Consider the following 19,763-nt stretch of genomic DNA (forward strand, 5'->3'; position numbering starts at 1 on the left):
GTGCCTTATGCGAATTCGCAGCTCATTTACTCAATCGATTCTGCTGTTCTGTTCTCTGCTGATTGCCAGCCAAATCTACTCTTACTACGCGGTGTTTAACTACGCCTTGCTGCCGAGTTTGCAGCAGTTCAACAAAATTCTTGCTCATGAAATCAGCCTGATGCTGGATGACACCAGCAATCCGGAAGTGAGTTCAGAGATGGACGCTCTACTTAAACGACGTGTACTTGAGCAGCTTGGGGTGACTATTCTCAGTGACGATAGTCCAGAAGCTGTCGATTTCTTACATGCGGTGAATCTGGATCTGATGAGTGAAGAGATGAGTAGTGAGCTTGGTTCACCAACCGAAGTACGCATGGCTTTGGGCGAAGAGAGCTACATTCTGTGGATGAAGATCGACTCACTACCCGGTCAGTTGCTACGTATCCCGCTTTCTGAACTGCAAGAAGAGGATTTCGCTCCGCTGTTTCGTAACAGTATCATCATGGCACTATTGATTGTGATTGGTGGCTGGCTGTTTATTCGTTTGCAAAACCGCCCACTGATTGCGCTGGAAAAAGCCGCCAAAATGGTGGGGCGTGGTGAAACACCGCCACATTTACCAGAACAGGGGACGCTAGAAATCCGCTCGGTGACTCGTGCGTTTAATCGAATGTCGAAAGGCATTCAAGCACTGGAAGAGGATCGCGCGCTATTGATGGCGGGGATCAGCCATGATTTGCGTACGCCACTGACGCGGATTCGTTTGGCAACAGAAATGATGTCGCCAGAAGATAGCTATCTCGCAGAGAGCATCATCAGTGATACGGAAGAGTGTAACCAGATCATCAGCCAATTTATGGATTACCTCAAACCCGTGAATCGCGAAGCGTTTGAAGCGGTGGATATTAATGAAATTGCGAATGATGTCGCCAGCTCGGAAGGGGGCTATGAAGTGCAGATTGAAACGGATCTGCAAGTGGGGCTCACTCCAGCCTTTGGTAACCCGATTGCGATTAAGCGCTCACTGAGCAACTTGGTGGTTAACGCTCTGCGCTATGGCAATGGTTGGGTCAAGGTAAGTAGCGGCATGACCGCGGATAAGAAGCTGGTTTGGCTGTGTGTGGAAGACAATGGGCCGGGTATCGATCCAAGCCAAGTGAATAAAGTGTTTGAGCCTTTTACTCGTGGGGATACCGCGCGTGGCAGTGAAGGTACTGGCTTAGGTTTGGCGATTGTGAAGCGGATTGTTAGCCAGCATCATGGTGCGGTGTCGGTGAGCAACCGTACTCAAGGTGGTCTGCGAGCACAAATCAGTTTCCCGACCAAACAGCAAAAGGGCTAACCTAAGTTAGCCCTGAATGAACAGCTAGTTTGATTCTTGCGCCGCTTCCGTTTTCGATACTGAAGCGGCGTTTTCATCTCGGCGCACCTCAGGTAGCAGCAGGTTAAGCACGATTGCAGTAATACCGCCTGCGGCCACACCAGAAGAGAACAAATTCTTAATAAATTCAGGCATAAACTGCAGAATTTCTGGTTTTTGAGCGATACCCAAACCCATAGAGAAGGAGAGTGCCATGATCAGGATGGCACGGCGATCCAAATCTACGCGAGAAATAATCCGCACGCCTGCTGCGGCAATCGTACCAAACATCACGATTGTTGCACCGCCGAGTACAGGTTCAGGAATCAATTGTACAAAGCTTGCTACGCCAGGGAACAAGCCAAGTAGTACCAACATACCCGCGATAAAATAACCCACATAACGGCTGGCAACGCCTGTCAGCAGGATCACGCCGTTGTTTTGGCTAAAGGTGGAGTTCGGGAAACTGTTAAACACCGCGGCTAATGCTGAATTTAGGCCATCAGCCAATACGCCACCTTTAATGCGCTTCATGTACACAGGGCCTTTCACTGGCTCACCAGAAACTTCGGATGTCGCAGTAATATCACCAATCGCTTCTAGTGCGGTGATAAGGAAAATCAGCACCAGAGGAATAAACAGCGACCAGTCAAACCCTAAGCCATATTGCATAGGGATAGGCAATGCGATGAACTGAGTTTCCGCCAAGTTGTCGGTATTGACCATGCCCATCAGGTATGCCATTACATAGCCAACCAGCATCGCAATCACAATCGAAGCCACTCGTACGTAAGGATTGTGTGCACGGTTAAGGAGCACAATGATCGCCAATACGGTTCCCGCCAGCGCGAGTTTATCAAGCTACCAAAGCTGCCATCAGCCATAGCCGCATAGCCACCGCCCATCGAAATCAATCCGACTTGCACGAGAGTTAAGCCAATCAAGGTCACTACAATCCCAGATACCAGAGGAGTAATCACGCGCTGGGCAAATTGCAGTACGCGCGAGAGCAGAATTTCGGCGAACGAAGCGACCAAGATGGTACCGAAAATCGCTGCCATCATGGTTTCAATGCTTGCGTCACCTGCTTTGAGCGCGAGTCCTGCACCAATAATGGGACCTAAGAAGTTAAAGCTGGTGCCTTGAATGGAAAGCAAACCTGAGCCAATTGGGCCAAAGGTACGGATTTGAATGAAGGATGACAAACCCGAAGCAAACAGTGACATGCTGATGATGGTGTTAGTTTGAACGGCAGGTACACCAAGGGATTGGCAAATGATCAGCGATGGGGTGATCACGGCGACAAACATGGCCAGCAAATGTTGCAAGGCGGCAAATAAGGTTTGCGGTAGCGGTGGACGATCATTGAGTTGATAGACCAGATCTGCCTTACGCGAAGTCGGTTGTGTCATAGCGATTTTCCTGATGGTCAATTACACCTTGCGCACGCTGAATGGGTGGTTAAGGTGGAGCAGAAGCCGCATCTGTGGTTGCTGTTAATCAGACTCTGCTCTGGGTAGAAGAGGTAAACGTTTGCGTATACCGGAAAATGGCGGCGATTATAGATGTTTTACTCAAGAAAGCAAACGTTTGCTTTCTTGGTTTACGATCGGGTTGATGAGGATCAAAACCACTAAGCTTTGGCGTAAATATCGCGCTCACCTAACCAGCGGTCGATGATGGCTTGTGCATTCTGTGGGTAACGTTCATGGATATGTCGCGCGATACGTTGAACTTGCGGGATCAGTTGTTGGTCGCGTACCAGATCGGCAATTTTGAAATCGGCTAAGCCGGTTTGTTTGGTCCCCAGCAGCTCTCCGGGGCCACGAATTTCCAAGTCGCGCTGCGCGATGACGAACCCATCATTGCTTTCACGCAGAACGCCTAAGCGTTTTTGAGCAGTTTTCGACAGAGGGGCATGAAACAGCAGCACGCAGTGACTGGCGACGGTGCCACGCCCGACTCGGCCGCGTAGCTGGTGTAGTTGAGCCAGCCCCAAACGCTCGGGGTTTTCAATGATCATCAAGCTGGCATTGGGCACATCCACGCCAACTTCAATCACAGTGGTGGCGACGAGCAGATGTAGCTCGTTATTTTTAAACGCTTGCATTACCGCTTGCTTCTCGGCGGGTTTCATACGGCCATGCACTAAGCCGATTTTGACTTCGGGAAGTTTACGTTGCAGTTCTTCTGCCGTTTCTGCGGCCGCTTGTGCTTCCAGCACTTCGGATTCATCAATCAAAGTACACACCCAATACGCTTGCTTGCCTTCGTTGAGGCAAGCGTGGCGAATACGCTCAACAATGTCATCGCGTTTGGTATCAGGAATTGCTACGGTTTGGATTGGAGTACGCCCGGGCGGCAACTCATCAATCACCGAAGTTTCCAAATCGGCATAAGCCGTCATCGCCAAAGTACGCGGGATCGGAGTAGCAGTCATGATGAGCTGATGCGGATACGCGCCTTGTTTCGCGCCTTTCTCGCGCAGCTCTAAACGCTGATGTACGCCAAAGCGGTGTTGCTCATCAATAATCACCAAAGCTAGATGGTCAAACGAGACTTGCTCTTGGAACAAAGCATGGGTGCCGACCACCATTTTCACTTCGCCACTGGCGATACGTGCCAGTTCCGTTTCACGCGCTTTGCCTTTGAGCTTACCAGCCAGCCACCCCACTTGAATCCCCATAGGTTCCAGCCACTGCGCAAAATTGAGAGCGTGTTGCTCGGCTAGCAGCTCGGTGGGAGCCATCAAGGCGACTTGATAGCCATGCTCAATAGCACGAACTGCCGCAAGCGCTGCGACTAAGGTTTTGCCTGAGCCCACATCGCCTTGCACTAAGCGCATCATTGGATGTGGTTTTTCTAAATCCGCTTCAATTTCGGCGACCACGCGCTGCTGCGCCTTAGTCGGAGAAAAGGGCAGTTGTGCCAAGAGTTGTTGTTTGAGCTGGTGGACGGGGGCCAGTGGCAAGGCCACATCTTGCTGGCCTTGGCTGCGAATAGCCAGCATAGAGAGATTCTGCGCCAGCAGCTCTTCCATGATCAGCCGAACTTGCGCAGGATGTCGCCCTTGTTCAAACAAACGTAAATCGATATCCGCCGATGGGCGATGAATGATTTTCAGCGCTTGTGCCAAGGTCATTTGCTGATCGTAAAGCCCGGAAGGTAGCAATTCTTGCACCGCAGATTTTTCAAGCAACGCTAACGCTTGGTCGGTCAAATTACGCAGGGTGAGTTGGCGTAACCCTTCGGTGGTCGGGTAAACCGGAGTCAGGTTCGGTTCGACATCGGGCGTTTGTGCAGGGGCAAAGAATTTGTAGTCAGGATGGATGATCTCTAAGCCTTGATTACCGCGTTTGATTTCCCCATAAGCATGAACAAACTTGCCTTCCGCAAAGTTGTTTTTCATCGCCGCCGTGAAGTTAAAAAAGCGCAGTGTCAGCGTGCCGTTGCCATCACTGATTTTCACGGTGAGCATTTTGCGTTTGCCAAATAGGGTATCTACCGCCATGACTTTGCCTTGTACCGCAGCCCATAAACCGTGGTGCACTTGCACTATGGGATAAACGCGAGTGCGATCTTCATAACGGAGCGGAAGATGAAACAGCAAATCCTGCACGGTGTGCAAACCGACTTTCTCCAGTTTTTCGGCGACTTTGGCCCCGACACCGGAGAGTTCACAAAGAGGAATCGCTGAGAGTAGTTGTGACATGCGCGTTTGATCTAACCATTTGACTTAATGGCTATTCAAACATCGAGCTGTGTTTTTGTACAGGAAAAATTGCCCAAGAGAGGCATGAAACGCTGGTTTATCCCTCTCTTGGTCTTGATCAGTGTTTGCGGCGACGTACTTTGAGCGCGTGTGGCATGGTGCGGATTTTGCGCATGATGCCGGCTAAGTGCACTCGATCTTTGGTGGTGAGCAGAACAGTCACTGTGTACAAACGACCATCACGCTCTTCAGTCGAGAGGCCGTGGATATTCGAGCCGGTTTTGGAGATCACATTGGTCAGTTCAGCCAATGCACCTTGGCGGTTTTGCATATCCACTTTCAGTTCAGTAATGAACTCTTGATCGTAATCTTTAGTCCATTCCACTGCCATGTACTTGTCTGGCTCTTTTTGGTAGCCGCGTACGTTTGGACAAGTCTCACGGTGTACGACTAAGCCACGTCCCGGTGAAACGTGAGCGATGATGTGGTCGTCTGGGATCGGGTGACAACAGTTGGCAAACGTGAGCAGAATACCTTCGGCACCACGGATCGGCAGTTTGTTTTTATTGCCATCGTGTTTACTGGTTTCCGTCAGCTCATCGGCATTTCCGAGTAGACGACGCGCAATCACGATACTCATCAACTCACCCAAACCAATGGCAGCCAGCAAATCATCCATCGAAGAGACTTTTAGATCGCTCAATACCTTGCTGATGTTTTCTTTGGCAATCTCGTTGATGGAGTGTTCGCCTAAAGCATGGTTAAGCAGACGTCGGCCAAGGGTTATTGAGTCTTCGCGGCGCATGGTTTTCAGCACTTGGCGAATTTTGGTACGCGCGCGTGATGTCACCACATAGTTGAGCCATGCCGCGTTCGGGCGTGCGCCTGGTGCGCTGATGATTTCTACCGTCTGACCACTTTTTAGTGACTGACTGAGTGGATACGGCGTGCGATCCACTCGCGCACCCACACAAGTATTACCAATGTCGGTATGCACAGCATACGCAAAGTCCACAGCGGTTGCGCCCATTGGCAGCTCAACGATACGACCTTTTGGCGTGAACACGTAAATCTCATCTGGGAACAGATCGGATTTTACGTTTTCGATAAATTCAAAGGAGTTACCCGCACTTTGCTGTAACTCGAGCAGGCTTTGCATCCAGCGCTGCGCTTTAATCTGCGCAGTGGTGCCGCCTCGTTCACTATTGGCTTTGTACGACCAATGTGCTGCTACCCCTTTATCCGCCATCTGATCCATATCTTCGGTACGGATCTGTACTTCTACCGGAACGCCGTGTGGGCCAACCATGGAAGTATGCAGCGATTGATAGCCGTTGGCTTTCGGGACAGCAATGTAGTCCTTCATCCGCGCAGGGCGTGGCTTGTACAAGCTATGCACCTGACCCAATACGCGATAGCAAGTATCGGCCGTATCAACCACGATGCGAAACGCGTAGATATCCATAATGGTGTGAAAGCGCTGCTCTTTGGTTTTCATCTTGTTGTAGATGGAGAACAGATTTTTCTCACGACCCACGACGCGAGCGGGTAAGCCCACATCTTGCAGACGACCTTCGATTTCACTGTGGATGCGTTGGATCATCTCTTTCCGGTTACCACGCGCGGCTTTCACCACCTCTTTGAGGACGCGATAACGGTTAGGGTAGAGCGCTTCAAAGCCTAACTCTTCGAGCTCGGTTTTGATGTTATGGATACCCAAACGATGGGCGAGGGGAGCGTAGATTTCTAAAGTTTCACGGGCAATGCGGCGTTTTTTATCCGGACGCAATGCACCGAGCGTACGCATGTTATGCGTGCGGTCAGCCAGTTTGATCAGGATAACGCGAATATCCTGCACCATGGCCAACACCATTTTGCGAAAGTTTTCCGCCTGAGCCTCTTTGCGATCGCGAAATTTGAGCTTATCGAGCTTAGAAACCCCATCCACCAATTCAGCGACTGAGTTGCCAAAATGGGCATCTAAGTCTTCTTTGGTGACATCACAATCTTCGATCACATCATGCAGTAATGCCGCTTGTAGCGTTTCCAAGTCGAGACGCATCTCAGCGAGGATCCGAGCCACAGCAACAGGGTGGATGATGTAAGGTTCGCCGCTTGAGCGGGTTTGCCCTTCATGGGCATCTCTGGCTACCACATAAGATTGGCGCAGAGCCTCTATTTGAGGCTCTGTGAGGTATTCTTGGGCAACGTCTTTTAGACTGTCGAATAGATACAAATTTCAGGCCCGGCGGGTTAAATCGCTACTGTTTTATTAACGGTTGTGCATGATGCTGCTAACTGCAGCCAGCTCTGCCGCTTCTTGCTCTTGTTGTTCTTGACGCTCACGTGCATCCAGAACATCTTTCGTGATCAGCCCTTCTTCGATTTCGCGTAGAGCGATAACCGTTGGCTTATCGTTCTCTTCCGGCACTAGAGCATCTTTACCGCCAGATTGCATTTGACGAGCGCGGCGAGCCGCAACCAGAACTAGGTCGAAACGGTTGCCAATTTTTTCAACAGCGTCTTGAACTGTTACGCGTGCCATGAGAACTCCAAAATTTAGTTAACTGATAAATTGAATGACGAGAAAGTATACAGCCTAACCTGTTGAGATTCTAGCAACGGGCTGAGCTTATAACCCACACTAGCTGATTAATCAGCCAGCAGAGCAGAAAGCATAGAGCTATATTTAGCAGCTTGCTTGTCCTGCTTCAATCTTTCTGCACGAATGATGGCTTTGAAATCCATTAAAGCGACATCAAAATCATCATTAATGATGACGTAATCATATTCGCTGTAATGCGAAATTTCTGATTTTGCTTCACCCATGCGTTTAGCGATGACCGCTTCGCTGTCTTGGCCGCGAGTGTTTAAGCGGCGTTCCAGCTCTTCTTTTGAAGGCGGCAGGATAAAGATGCTTTTCGCTTCTGGCATTTGGCGACGAATTTGGCGCGCACCTTGCCAGTCGATATCGAGAAACACATCAATCCCTTTGTTTAGCGTATTTTCAATCCATACCCGTGAAGTGCCGTAGTAGTTACCAAACACTTCAGCGTATTCGAGGAATTCTTCTTTGCCGATCAGCTCTTCAAAGTGCTCTTTTTCGACAAAATGGTAATGAACGCCATCTTGCTCACCAGGGCGCATGCCACGTGTGGTATGTGAGACCGACACTTTCATTGCATAGGTTGGGTTTTGCTCCAACAGGGCTGCAATTAAGCTCGATTTGCCTGCGCCACTGGGTGCAGAAACGATATAAAGAGTACCTTTGCCCATCGATTCGGTTCCACTTAGGTTGGGATTGAGTCTTTGCCTTAGCCGGCAATGATTTAAAGATAGCACTGGCTGGATCAAGATTGGATGATTTTTCAGCCAGAAAAATGGAGGCGAAGAGTAGCACGATCTACAGGATCTTCTCAAGCACTCCCACTGCTTGCCCGTTAAAGTTACTTGGCAAAAAGATCATGAGTGAATGGAAAATGACATCATTATTTGTTCAAAAAATACCCTTGCACCCAATAAAGTTTGGGATATAATCGCCGCCCTTGTGAATTGGCGGCTAGCCAACCACGTAAAATTTGAGCCGGAAGCGTGCTTCCAATTTGGGTTCCCTCGCCCCCAAACCAAACTAAAAAGGTACAGTATGAATCACTTTACCCCTGCGCAGCAGCGCAAAGCCCTTGGCTATCTTGTTTTGTTCCACCTAGTGATCATTGCGTCGAGCAATTATCTGGTGCAAATCCCGTTTACGATTTTCGGTTTCCACACCACGTGGGGCGCATTTACCTTTCCGTTTATCTTTTTAGCGACCGATCTCACCGTACGCATTTTCGGTGCTGGGTTAGCGCGTAAAATCATTTTTCTGGTGATGTTGCCTGCATTGGCGGTCTCTTACTTGCTTTCCGTGGTGTTTTTTGAAGGCCAATATCAAGGCTTAGCACCGCTGAGTGAGTTCAATTTGTTTGTCGCGCGAATTGCGATTGCAAGCTTTATGGCGTACCTGCTTGGACAGATACTGGATGTGCACGTGTTTAACCGCCTGCGTCAAATGAAGCAGTGGTGGGTTGCACCAACGTGTTCGACTCTGTTTGGTAATGCGCTGGATACCATCGCTTTCTTCTCGATTGCTTTCTACCAAAGCAGCGATCCATTTATGGCTGAGCATTGGACTGAAATCGCATTGGTGGACTACACCTTCAAGCTCATCATTAGCTTAGGTCTGTTTGTGCCTATGTATGGTGTATTGCTCAACTACCTGATCAAAAAGCTGACTGCGGTAAACCCTAATTTTGCCATGGCGAGCGTCAAAGCCTAGTTAAGTTCATGGTTCCAATTCATCGTCAATTTTGTTTAGAGCGATGGATTGGGAATGTGGATGCGAGGAAAAAGAAAGCCCGAGGTTATCACCTCGGGCTTTGCTTTATCTGAATCCCTACAATTCAATAAAGCATCATAGTTCAAGCATTAGTGGTCGTGTGCTGCGCCCGCACCTTTTGGATAGCGGATGGATTCAACCATTTCTTGTACATCACTTGGAACTTCTGCGGTGAACTTGTTCACAACAATCGCGACCACAAAGTTCAAGCACATACCGAGTGTACCAATACCCTCTGGGCTGATACCAAACCACCAGTTAGCAGGAACGCTGGCGGTTGGGTTCACGAACTTGAAGTAGATGATGTAAGCCGCAGTAAACAAGATACCTGCCAACATACCGCTGATCGCCCCTTCTTTGTTCATCTTCTTGTAGAAGATGCCAAGGATGATCGCTGGGAAGAAGGAGGAGGCTGCCAGACCGAAGGCAAAGGCAACTACCTGAGCCACGAATCCTGGTGGGTTGATACCCAGATAACCCGCACCGACGATGGCTAACGCTGCGGCAATCCGCGCGGCGAGCAACTCCTGCTTATCGGTCATATTGGGTTTAAAGCCTTTCTTCAACAAGTCATGAGAAATCGCCGTTGAGATAACCAGCAGTAGACCCGCAGCGGTAGATAGTGCTGCCGCAAGGCCACCCGCAGCCAACAGAGCCACAACCCAGTTTGGTAGTTTGGCAATTTCAGGTGAAGCCAGAACGATGATGTCATTGTTGATGGTCATCTCGTTACGCGCATCGCCTGAGTAGAACAGACGTCCGTCGCCGTTCTTATCTTCCCATTTCACAAGTCCGGTGCTTTCCCAGTTGTGGAACCACGTTGGTGCTTCAGCCGCTGGTACACCTTTCATGTCATGGCCGTTCAGAGTATCGATCATGTTCACACGAGCAAATGCTGCTACCGCAGGTGCTGTGGTATACAAGAAAGCGATAAACACGAGAGCCCAACCTGCAGAGATACGTGCATCCGATACTTTTGGTACAGTGAAGAAACGGATGATTACGTGTGGTAGACCTGCGGTACCCACCATTAACGCCGCACAAATGAAGAAGACATCAACCATACTCTTTGAACCGTCCGTATAGGCGGTAAAGCCGAGCTCCTGAGTGAGTCCATCAAGCTTAGTCAGCAGATATTGGTCAGTGCCAGAGAGGGTAGAACCAAAACCGATTTGTGGAACTGGGTTGCCTGTCATCATCAGCGAAGTAAAGATGGCTGGAACCAAGAAAGCGAAGATCAGTACACAGTACTGCGCAACTTGGGTATAGGTAATGCCCTTCATGCCGCCCATAACCGCGTAGAAGAACACGATTGCCATACCGATCACGATACCAACGTTGATGTCGACTTCGAGGAAGCGCGCAAACACCACGCCTACACCGCGCATTTGGCCTGCAACATAAGTGAACGACACGAAGATGGCACAGAATACGGCAACCATACGCGCGGTTCTTGAGTAGTAACGATCCCCGATAAAATCAGGCACAGTAAACTTACCGAACTTACGCAGATAAGGGGCTAGGCAAAGTGCAAGCAGCACATAACCGCCCGTCCAACCCATTAGGTAAACGGTGCCGTCATAGCCGATAAAAGAGATGATGCCAGCCATTGAAATGAAAGAAGCTGCTGACATCCAGTCCGCAGCGGTCGCCATACCGTTTGCAACAGGATGAACGCCACCGCCCGCGACATAGAACTCACTGGTTGATCCGGCACGCGCCCAAATCGCAATACCGATATAGAGCGCAAAAGTGATGCCGACCAGAATAAACGTCCAGGTTTGAATATCCATGTTCAGCCCCTTAGTCTTCTTGTACGTTGTATTTCTTGTCGAGCGCATTCATGCGCGCAACATAGATAAAGATCAGGGCAACAAAGGTGTAGATAGAACCTTGTTGCGCGAACCAGAACCCGAGTTTGAACCCGGCAAATTGAATGGTGTTGAGCGCATCGACAAATAAAATTCCCGCGCCGTATGAGACTAAAAACCACACTGCAAGCAGTGAGCCCATGATCCCCAAGTTTTCCTTCCAGTAGGCTTGAGCATGTTCTGATGATTCGAACGCCATGGCCTTCTCCTTCCTTTTCGTTATTCCGTTAGAGGTGTTAACACAATGTTACGTGTCTTAGGTTAGCAGCCGAATGACAAGGGATCTGTGCAACTTTAGTCGGGGGAGAAAAGGCGAAAAATGACACGAAACCGAGAGCTTACCGATCTCTCTTCGTTCTTGATACAGCCGCGATGTTGGCTAGGTTTATTCACTTTAATGGCACAACTCTGCTTATGCTAGAAGTGTGTTTTTACTTGCGAATTAGCTGTGATAGCAAACCATTTTGGTATAGAAAACGGCAAAAAAAGAGATGTTAATTAGATGTTAAGTTAGCCGAAAGTATAAGGGGGCATTCCTATTCATTGAGCTTTTTATAGTAAAAAGTCCGGTAAAGCGTGATTTGTTTACATAAACTTTTCTCATTGATGTCACGAATTCGTGCACAATAGACGTTCAAATTACTTGATTAAACAAGACAATCCGTTAGCAACAGATTGGGAGGGAGAGTGGACGCCGTTACGATTAACAGTTTTTTTATGATAGGTGCCTTATTGATAGGCATCAGCGTATTGCTCAGTCCTGTCTCCTCGAAATTGGGTATTCCGATTTTGTTGGTTTTTCTCGCGGTGGGAATGCTGGCGGGGGAAGATGGCATTGGGAAGATTGCTTTTGATAATTACCCAGTCGCCTATTTAGTCAGTAACCTTGCTCTCGCGATCATCTTGCTCGATGGTGGTATGCGCACCCGTGTGGCGAGTTTTCGAGTGGCATTCTGGCCTTCTGTGTCGCTGGCGACGCTAGGTGTTGCCATTACCACTTTGCTCACTGGTTTGCTGGCAATGTGGCTGTTTGATCTGAGCTTACTGCAAGGTGTGTTAGTGGGCGCGATTGTTGGTTCCACGGATGCGGCGGCGGTATTTTCTCTACTCAAAGGCCGTAGCCTCAATGAACGGGTTGGCGCGACTTTGGAAATCGAATCGGGCACCAACGACCCTATGGCGGTGTTTCTGACTGTAACCTTAATCGCTGTACTCAGCAGTGCCGAAGCAAATCTCAGTGCGGGCTTTTTACTGCTCAATTTCGTGCAGCAATTTGGTGTTGGTGCTTTGCTCGGTTTAGCGGGGGGCTGGATTTTGTGGTGGCTGATAAACCGCAACCAATTGCCTGAAGGTTTGTACTCCATTCTTGCGGTGAGTGGCGGTTTGATGATCTTTGCTCTCTCCAACGCGTTGGGGGGCAGTGGCATTCTCTCTATCTATCTTGCAGGTTTGTTGCTTGGCAACCGCCCAACCCGTAGCCGACATTCCATTCTCAACGTGCTTGATGGCATGACTTGGCTAGCGCAAATCGGCATGTTCTTGGTACTTGGTCTGTTAGTAACACCATCGGAGTTGATGGAGATTGCGCTACCTGGCCTAGCACTGGCAGTGGGTATGATCCTCTTTGCTCGCCCCATTGCGGTATGGATTGGTTTGGCACCGTTTAAGAGCTTTACTGCCCGTGAGAAATGGTTTGTCTCTTGGGTTGGCTTACGTGGCGCTGTGCCAATCATCTTAGCCGTATTCCCAATGATGGCGGGTTTGCCGAATGCTCAGCTTTACTTCAATCTCGCGTTTTTCGTGGTTATGGTGTCGCTGGTGGTACAGGGTGGAACGCTAACCAAAGCGATGACACTAGCCAAAGTTGAACTGCCGCCGAAACCGGAGCCGATTTCACGAACGGGTGTGGAAATTTATCCGACCAGCGAGTGGGAGCTGTTTATTTACAAACTGAAAGCAGATAAGTGGTGTATTGGTGAGCCGCTGCGCAATTTGTTTATGCCAGAAGGCACGCGGATTGCTGCTGTGTTTCGTGATAATCAACTGTTGCACCCATCGGGCAGTACCGAGTTATGCGAAGGCGACACTTTGTGTGTGATGGCGCAAGAGCGCGATCTTGAATCACTCAGCCGCTTGTTCAGTGAAGCCCCAGAAAAAGCATCACTAGTTCGCTTCTTTGGAGACTTCTTCCTCGATATTGAAGCGAAACTGCAAGATGTGGCTTTGCTCTATGGTCTGGATTTAGGTGAGTTAACTGCTGAAACCAAGTTAAAAGATTTGGTGCTAGAGCACTTAGGCGAAACCCCTGTGTTGGGTGACTACTTTGAATGGCGCGGCTTGCAATGGGTAGTGGCTGACGTGGTGGATTGGAAAGTGACGAAAATTGGCCTGCGTCTTCCGCCTGAAGAAGAGTTGCAAGAAGGTGCGGAGTAAAAATCCCCTTCCTACTTGAAGCAGCAGTGGTGTTGGCTGCGTTCCTTCACCCCAATCACATAGCGTATCTATGCTCATAGGGATTCACTCACTTGCCACCTACCTGCAACTCCAAGTAGTTTGGGTATAGAGCAAGTAAGAAGAAATGAGCGAGTGGATTACTCGCTCATTTCTTTTAGTAAGATCACCGCTTGAGTACGGTTTTTCACCCCAAGTTTGCGGAAAATCGCCGTCATATGCGCTTTGATGGTCGCTTCCGAAACATTCAGTTCATAAGCAATCTGCTTGTTGAGCAGTCCATCCGAAAGCATGCCCAACACCTTATATTGCTGCGGCGTGAGTGCTGCCACTTTTTCGGCTAAATCATTGCCTACAAACCCATCCACCAATAAATGAGCAGGGAAATAAGGCTCACCATTGAGTACTTGATTTAGCGCGGCAATGAGGCTGCGCATATCGCTTGATTTGGGGATAAAACCGAACGCGCCGTGGCTCTTGACTTGCGAAACCACGCTTGGCTCTTCGCTGGCCGAGATCACTACGATCGGTAAGTCGGGGTATTCGGAACGCAGATGAATCAAACCAGACATCCCATTCGCGCCGGGCATTTTGAGATCGAGCAGGAGCAAATCGGGCTCCGACTCCTTATTGAGTAGATGCAGCAAAGCATCAAGTGAATCTGCTTCCAGCAAATTCGCACCGCTGATCGCCATGTGCACGGATTGAAACAGCGCATTACGAAACAGTGGATGGTCATCAGCAATGATGATGGTGTAGGTCGAGTCCATGACGTCACAACAGGTTTACCAAACAGTTAACCAAATTATTGTTCTCTTTACCTGAGTGAACAATCTTTACCTGTTAAAAGTCTGAACTGTATCCCTTTTTAAATGCATAAGCTTGAATAACCCCTGCTGACTTCTGGTTTTTTATTCCGACTTGAAGCCACAGTGATGTTGGCTGCCCCAATCACATTATTTCTCTCTGTGAGCGGGGCTTCACGTTACAAACCGTGTTGTGCAAGATGTTCGATAAAAGGCTCTGCCGCCATAAAGCCCGTGATCCGCGCATTCGGAATGGCTTCACCTTGCGTATTCCAAAACTCAATGGTGGGCAAACCCAGCACATTTAATGCTTTCAGCAGTTCAATATCCTGCGGCTGATTTTTGGTGACATCCGCTTGCAGCAATACGAAGTTGCTGAGCTTGGTTTCCACTTGTTCGGCGTGGAAAGTGTACTTCTCAAACTCTTTGCAAGCCACACACCAATCGGCATAGAAATCGAGCATGACGGGTTTGCCTTGTGCTTTGGCATCCGCCAGTGCGTTTTGCAGCTCGCTTAGGTTCGCAATGCGTGTAAATTGAACTTGGCTAACGCGCTGCGCTGCTTGGTTAGGTGAATACCAATGATTGAGAACAGGTTGTGCTGAGGCGAGTAGCCCTAAAATTGCCACAATCCCAATCAAGCTCTGCTTCCAGCCGCCAAACGGTAGGCTGTTTTTGACATGATATAGCCAGCCAAATGCCGCTAAACCGAGAACAGACCAAAGCAAGGTAGACCAAAACTCAGGAAGAATGCGCTCTAACAGGAAGATAGGGGCTGCGAGCAACACAAAACCGAACAGGGTTTTCACGCGTTCCATCCAGTTGCCTGCTTTTGGTAGTAGTTTATTACCAAAGACCGCGACCAAAATCAGCGGAATTCCCATGCCGATGGCCAATGCGTAGAGCGCAACGGCACCCGTGAGCAAATCGCCACTTTGCGCGACATAAAGTAGTGCGCCGGAAAGCGGAGCGGTGGTGCAGGGTGAGCACACCAAGCCGGAGATTGCACCCATAGCGAATACACCGGGCAGGCTACCGCCTTGCTGTGCATTACTCAGTGAGTTCAACCAAGTTTGCATGCTGCTAGGCAGTTGTAAGCTGTACAAACCAAACATAGAAAGCGCTAAGGCAACGAACAGTACACTCAGCCCAATCAAAACATACGGGTGTTGCAGCGCGGCTTGAAATTGCAATCCAGCGGAGGCGACTACCAAACCGAGCAAAGTGTAGGTGAGTGCCATGCCTTGCACGTAAATCACGCTTAACAGCAGAGCACGGCGCTGGGTAAGCTGCGCGCCACCAAGCACTATGCTGGTCAAAATTGGGTACATAGGCAGCACGCAAGGAGTAAAGGCAAGGCCAACACCCAGCGCTAAAAACAGCAGTGGCGTCCACCAGTTTTGTGCGAGTTTATCAGCCAGCGAGTCGTGTGCTGAAGTTGGTGATGGCGTGGTATCGGCTGTCGTTGTGTTGTCGAACAACGTTGTACTTATATTGAAGTCTGGCGTATTGGCGGAGTCGCTGGTGCTAAAGGGGGTGATATCAATAACCCGAGTTTCCGGTGGATAACAAAATCCCGCTTTGGCACAGCCTTGATACTGCACGATCACTTTTGCGCCGTTTTGGTATTCATTTAACTGCAAAGGAACGGAAAGTGGTGTGGTGTAAATCTTCACATCACCGAAAAACTCATCGCGGTAGGGCTCACCTTCCGTTAGCAAGTACTCGCCAAGTTGAATATTTTCGCCGCTGATGCTGATTCGGTCTTGATATAGGTAGTAGCCTTCTTTCACCTGCCAGTCGATAAACAAGGTGTTATTTTGCTGGAAAGCGTTAAACGGAAAGGCTTCATCGACCGGAACAAAACGGTTTGAGCTAGAGGCAAAACTTGGCGTGCTGGTGCTCGAGTTATTACCAAACAGCGCCCAAGCTGGTTGAGTGAGCAGGGCGAACAACAGCGAAAAACAGAGTAACAGTGTGCGCATGGGTCAAATCGTTATCAATCATTTGGTTGTCATAGTAACCTAATCAGACCTTCGGATGCGCCAATAAGTTTCACAACAATAAAAAAGGGAGCCGAAGCTCCCGTGATTTTGCACTTTATTCTTAGATAAACAGGCTGCCAAAGGCAAAGCCAAATGCCACTGCACTAGCGATAGTCACCACGCCAGGAATGAAGAATGGGTGGTTAAACACATAGCTACCAATACGAGTTGAACCCGTGTCATCCATTTCTACTGCCGCCAACAAAGTTGGGTAAGTTGGTAGTACGAACAGCGCACTTACTGCCGCAAATGACGCTACTGCAGTCAGAGGAGCAACACCAATGGCAAGAGCCGCAGGCATCAGCGCTACAGTGGTTGCACCTTGTGAGTAAAGCAGCATAGAAGCGAAGAAGAGTACCATCGCCAGCATCCATGGGTAGTCAGCCAGTAAAGTACCTGCGACTTCTTTGATGCCATCCACGTGCGCGTTTACAAACGTTGAACCTAACCAAGCTACACCAAGTACGCAGACACAAGCCGTCATACCTGAACGGAAAGTGGAAGCGGCTGGAATTTTCGCAGCATCAATTTTGGTCAACAGCACAATACCTGCAGCGGCTGCCAGCATGAAAGTCATGATCGCTTCGTTACGGCCAAGCGCTGGGTTTTCGATCAAACCAATCGAGTTTGAAATCGCCGCGGCGTAGCACACCACCAGAATGATCGCAGCCAAGAAAATGTAAGTTGCGGTTTTCGCGGTTGGCAGAATTTCACGTTTTTGTGTGCCAGCCAGCTTGATCAAACCTTGCTCCAGACGCTCTTGATAGATTGGATCGTCTTTCAGTTCACAACCCATGTAGTTAGAAACAAAGGCTCCGACCATACAAGCCGCAAACGTGGTTGGGATACAGATAGCGAGCAGAGTCAGATAATCCACACCAAATGGCACCAACATAGCGGCAAATGCAACGACAGCAGCAGAAATTGGCGATGCTGTGATAGCAATTTGCGAAGCCACAACGGCAATAGAGAGTGGACGTGAAGGACGTACACCTTGGCCTTTCGCCACTTCAGCAATCACAGGCAAAGTGGAGAATGCTGTGTGGCCTGTGCCCGCCATCAATGTCATCAGGAAAGTGACGATTGGGGCATAGAAGGTGATTCTTTCCGGATGTTTGCGCAGGAAGTTTTCTGCTAATTGCACCAACCAATCCATACCACCAGCAACTTGCATTGCTGCGATAGCCGTGATTACAGACATGATGATCAAAATAACATCAACTGGAATAAAGGCTTGTTTGGTTGGTACACCAAGGATTAATGACAAGGCGATCACACCGGCACCACCAGCAAGACCAATGCCGATACCGCCAATCCGTGCGCCCAGGAAAATGAAGAGAAGAACAACGACCAGTTCGACCCAAATCATAATGATTACCTCATTTAAAGATGAAAAAATTATCTCAACACTCACACAACGAGCGTTCAAATAATGCTTTCATCACACACATTGAGTGCAATGTGAAAAGCCCCCAACGGAGGGGGCTTTAACAGAGCGATTATTCGTAACGTTTCGCTTTATACTGAGGATGCATCAGGTTTTCAACCGAGAAGATGTCATCGAGTTGCTCTTCGGTAAGCAAACCACGCTCAAGTACCACTTCACGTACGCTCTTACCGGTTTCAGCACAGATCTTACCAACAATGTCACCTTCATGGTGGCCAATGTATGGGTTTAGGTAAGTGACGATACCGATTGAGTTGAACACGTAGTTTTCACAAATTTCTTTGTTCACTGTGATGCCATCAATGCACTTGTCACGTAGGTTCACACACGCGTTAGTCAGCAGAGAGATAGACTCAAACATTGCTTGAGCAATCACTGGCTCCATAACGTTCAACTGCAGTTGACCTGCTTCTGCTGCGAAAGTGATGGTGTTGTCGTTACCAAACACTTTAAAGCAAACTTGGTTTACTACTTCTGGGATTACTGGGTTTACTTTTGCTGGCATGATTGAAGAACCCGCTTGCAGTTCAGGCAAGTTGATTTCATTCAGACCCGCGCGAGGACCAGAAGAGAGCAGACGTAGATCGTTACAGATCTTAGACATCTTCATCGCTAGACGCTTCAGGGCACCGTGAGTCATCACGTAAGCACCACAGTCAGATGTTGCTTCGATCAGATCTTCTGCTGGTACAGTTTCTAGGCCAGTCACTTGAGCCAGATATTTTACAGCTAGCTCTTGGTAGCCAGGTGCTGCGTTAAGGCCAGTACCGATAGCCGTTGCGCCTAAGTTCACTTCCAGCAAGAGTTTTGAAGTGTATTGCAGAGCACGAATCTCTTCATTCAGAGTGACTGCCCATGCGTGGAATTCTTGGCCTACCGTCATAGGCACTGCATCTTGCAACTGAGTACGACCCATTTTTAGGATGTTTTTGTACTCGATCGCTTTCAGTTCGAATGCGCCTTTCAGGTATTCGATCGCATCAATGACTTTCAGGATGCTGTTGTAAACCGCGATGCGGAAACCAGTTGGGTAAGCACAGTTGGTAGATTGGCTTTTGTTCACGTGGTCATTCGGGTTGATGAACTCGTATTGACCTTTTTCTTTGCCCATCAGTTCTAGAGCCACGTTCGCAATAACTTCGTTCGTGTTCATGTTCACTGATGTGCCAGCACCGCCTTGGAATACATCTGACGGGAATTGGTCCATGCACTTACCTGTTTCAAGGATCAAATCACACGCTTGGATGATGTAGTTCGCCACATCTTTTGGAATTACGCCCAGCTCTTTGTTCGCCAGAGTCGCCGCTTTTTTGGTCATGATCATACCGCGTACAAATTCAGGTACGTCAGAGATCGTAACATTAGAGATATTGAAGTTTTCTACAGCGCGTAGGGTATGAATGCCGTAGTAAGCATCAGCAGGAACGTGACGTTGACCTAACAGATCTTCTTCAATGCGGGTAGCCGGAGTCGCTGTTTTAGGCGCTTCAGATAGGGTAGCCATAAGGGGATCCTTAGATAATTATTCTGGTAAAAAACTAAATTAATAGCCATTTCTGTAATATAAGAATCCATTCGTCAGAGTTTTTGGCTGGAAATCCGTCCTGACTTGCGATGCACATAATACTGTAACTGCATATTAAAAATAGTAACTGGATCACTATTTGAGGTTTTATCGAGTCATAGTTTGGCAAAGTATGAACAGAGTATGTAT

Annotated in this window: 13 protein-coding genes and 1 pseudogene; 3 read left to right on the forward strand and 11 right to left on the reverse strand. The window is 48.8% G+C overall.

Annotation, left to right across the window (positions count from 1 at the left end; translation table 11 throughout):
- Positions 1–7: 7 nt before the first annotated feature.
- On the forward strand, positions 8–1,324 hold the full coding sequence (envZ, locus tag D908_RS10510; protein ID WP_005524297.1) for a two-component system sensor histidine kinase EnvZ: 1,317 nt from the start codon (positions 8–10) through the stop codon (positions 1,322–1,324).
- A 24-nt stretch (positions 1,325–1,348) separates the two neighbouring features.
- On the opposite strand, the pseudogene D908_RS0119325 reads toward envZ, so the two are convergent.
- From D908_RS0119325 to gmk, 5 genes and pseudogenes are all read right to left on the reverse strand, one after another.
- A pseudogene (locus D908_RS0119325) lies at positions 1,349–2,754 on the reverse strand (uracil-xanthine permease family protein).
- Positions 2,755–2,975: 221 nt separating this feature from the next.
- On the reverse strand, positions 2,976–5,054 hold the full coding sequence (recG, locus tag D908_RS10505) for an ATP-dependent DNA helicase RecG (RefSeq protein ID WP_005524299.1): 2,079 nt from the start codon (positions 5,052–5,054) through the stop codon (positions 2,976–2,978).
- Positions 5,055–5,172: 118 nt separating this feature from the next.
- Complete coding sequence (gene spoT, locus D908_RS10500; RefSeq protein ID WP_005520780.1) at positions 5,173–7,290, reverse strand: bifunctional GTP diphosphokinase/guanosine-3',5'-bis pyrophosphate 3'-pyrophosphohydrolase; 2,118 nt, start codon at positions 7,288–7,290, stop codon at positions 5,173–5,175.
- 36 nt (positions 7,291–7,326) lie between these two features.
- Positions 7,327–7,599: a DNA-directed RNA polymerase subunit omega gene (rpoZ, locus tag D908_RS10495; protein ID WP_000135052.1), complete on the reverse strand. Its 273-nt coding sequence runs from the start codon at positions 7,597–7,599 to the stop codon at positions 7,327–7,329.
- A 107-nt stretch (positions 7,600–7,706) separates the two neighbouring features.
- Positions 7,707–8,330 (reverse strand): guanylate kinase, encoded by a 624-nt coding sequence (gmk, locus tag D908_RS10490; protein ID WP_000515787.1) that lies wholly within the window; start codon positions 8,328–8,330, stop codon positions 7,707–7,709.
- Positions 8,331–8,697: 367 nt separating this feature from the next.
- On the opposite strand from gmk, the gene D908_RS10485 reads away from it, so the two are divergent.
- Positions 8,698–9,369, forward strand: a complete 672-nt coding sequence (locus D908_RS10485) for a 7-cyano-7-deazaguanine/7-aminomethyl-7-deazaguanine transporter (RefSeq protein WP_005514675.1) — start codon at positions 8,698–8,700, stop codon at positions 9,367–9,369.
- Positions 9,370–9,518: 149 nt separating this feature from the next.
- On the opposite strand, the gene D908_RS10480 is transcribed toward D908_RS10485, so the two are convergent.
- On the reverse strand, positions 9,519–11,222 hold the full coding sequence (locus tag D908_RS10480) for a sodium:solute symporter family protein (RefSeq protein WP_005524301.1): 1,704 nt from the start codon (positions 11,220–11,222) through the stop codon (positions 9,519–9,521).
- Between the two features lie 10 nt (positions 11,223–11,232).
- A complete protein-coding gene (locus D908_RS10475) occupies positions 11,233–11,499 on the reverse strand; it encodes a DUF4212 domain-containing protein (protein ID WP_000863675.1) in 267 nt (88 codons plus the stop codon).
- A 488-nt stretch (positions 11,500–11,987) separates the two neighbouring features.
- Between D908_RS10475 and D908_RS10470 the strand changes: the two genes are divergently transcribed.
- Positions 11,988–13,733, forward strand: coding sequence for a potassium/proton antiporter (locus D908_RS10470; protein WP_005524307.1), 1,746 nt, complete (start codon positions 11,988–11,990; stop codon positions 13,731–13,733).
- Positions 13,734–13,891: 158 nt separating this feature from the next.
- Here the strand turns inward: D908_RS10470 and D908_RS10465 are convergent, their stop codons facing one another.
- The 4 genes from D908_RS10465 to aspA form a co-directional block, all read right to left on the reverse strand.
- Positions 13,892–14,521 carry a response regulator gene (locus D908_RS10465; protein ID WP_000378640.1) on the reverse strand — a complete coding sequence of 210 codons (630 nt, stop codon included), beginning with the start codon at positions 14,519–14,521 and terminating at the stop codon, positions 13,892–13,894.
- Between the two features lie 215 nt (positions 14,522–14,736).
- Positions 14,737–16,542, reverse strand: a complete 1,806-nt coding sequence (locus tag D908_RS10460; RefSeq protein WP_005524309.1) for a protein-disulfide reductase DsbD — start codon at positions 16,540–16,542, stop codon at positions 14,737–14,739.
- Between the two features lie 121 nt (positions 16,543–16,663).
- Positions 16,664–17,971 carry an anaerobic C4-dicarboxylate transporter gene (locus tag D908_RS10455; RefSeq protein WP_000638386.1) on the reverse strand — a complete coding sequence of 436 codons (1,308 nt, stop codon included), beginning with the start codon at positions 17,969–17,971 and terminating at the stop codon, positions 16,664–16,666.
- 130 nt (positions 17,972–18,101) lie between these two features.
- Positions 18,102–19,553 carry an aspartate ammonia-lyase gene (aspA, locus tag D908_RS10450; protein ID WP_000224046.1) on the reverse strand — a complete coding sequence of 484 codons (1,452 nt, stop codon included), beginning with the start codon at positions 19,551–19,553 and terminating at the stop codon, positions 18,102–18,104.
- Positions 19,554–19,763 lie beyond the last annotated feature (210 nt).

It is taken from the genome of Vibrio mimicus CAIM 602, assembly GCF_000338875.1.
GTDB classification, from domain to species: Bacteria; Pseudomonadota; Gammaproteobacteria; order Enterobacterales; family Vibrionaceae; genus Vibrio; species Vibrio mimicus.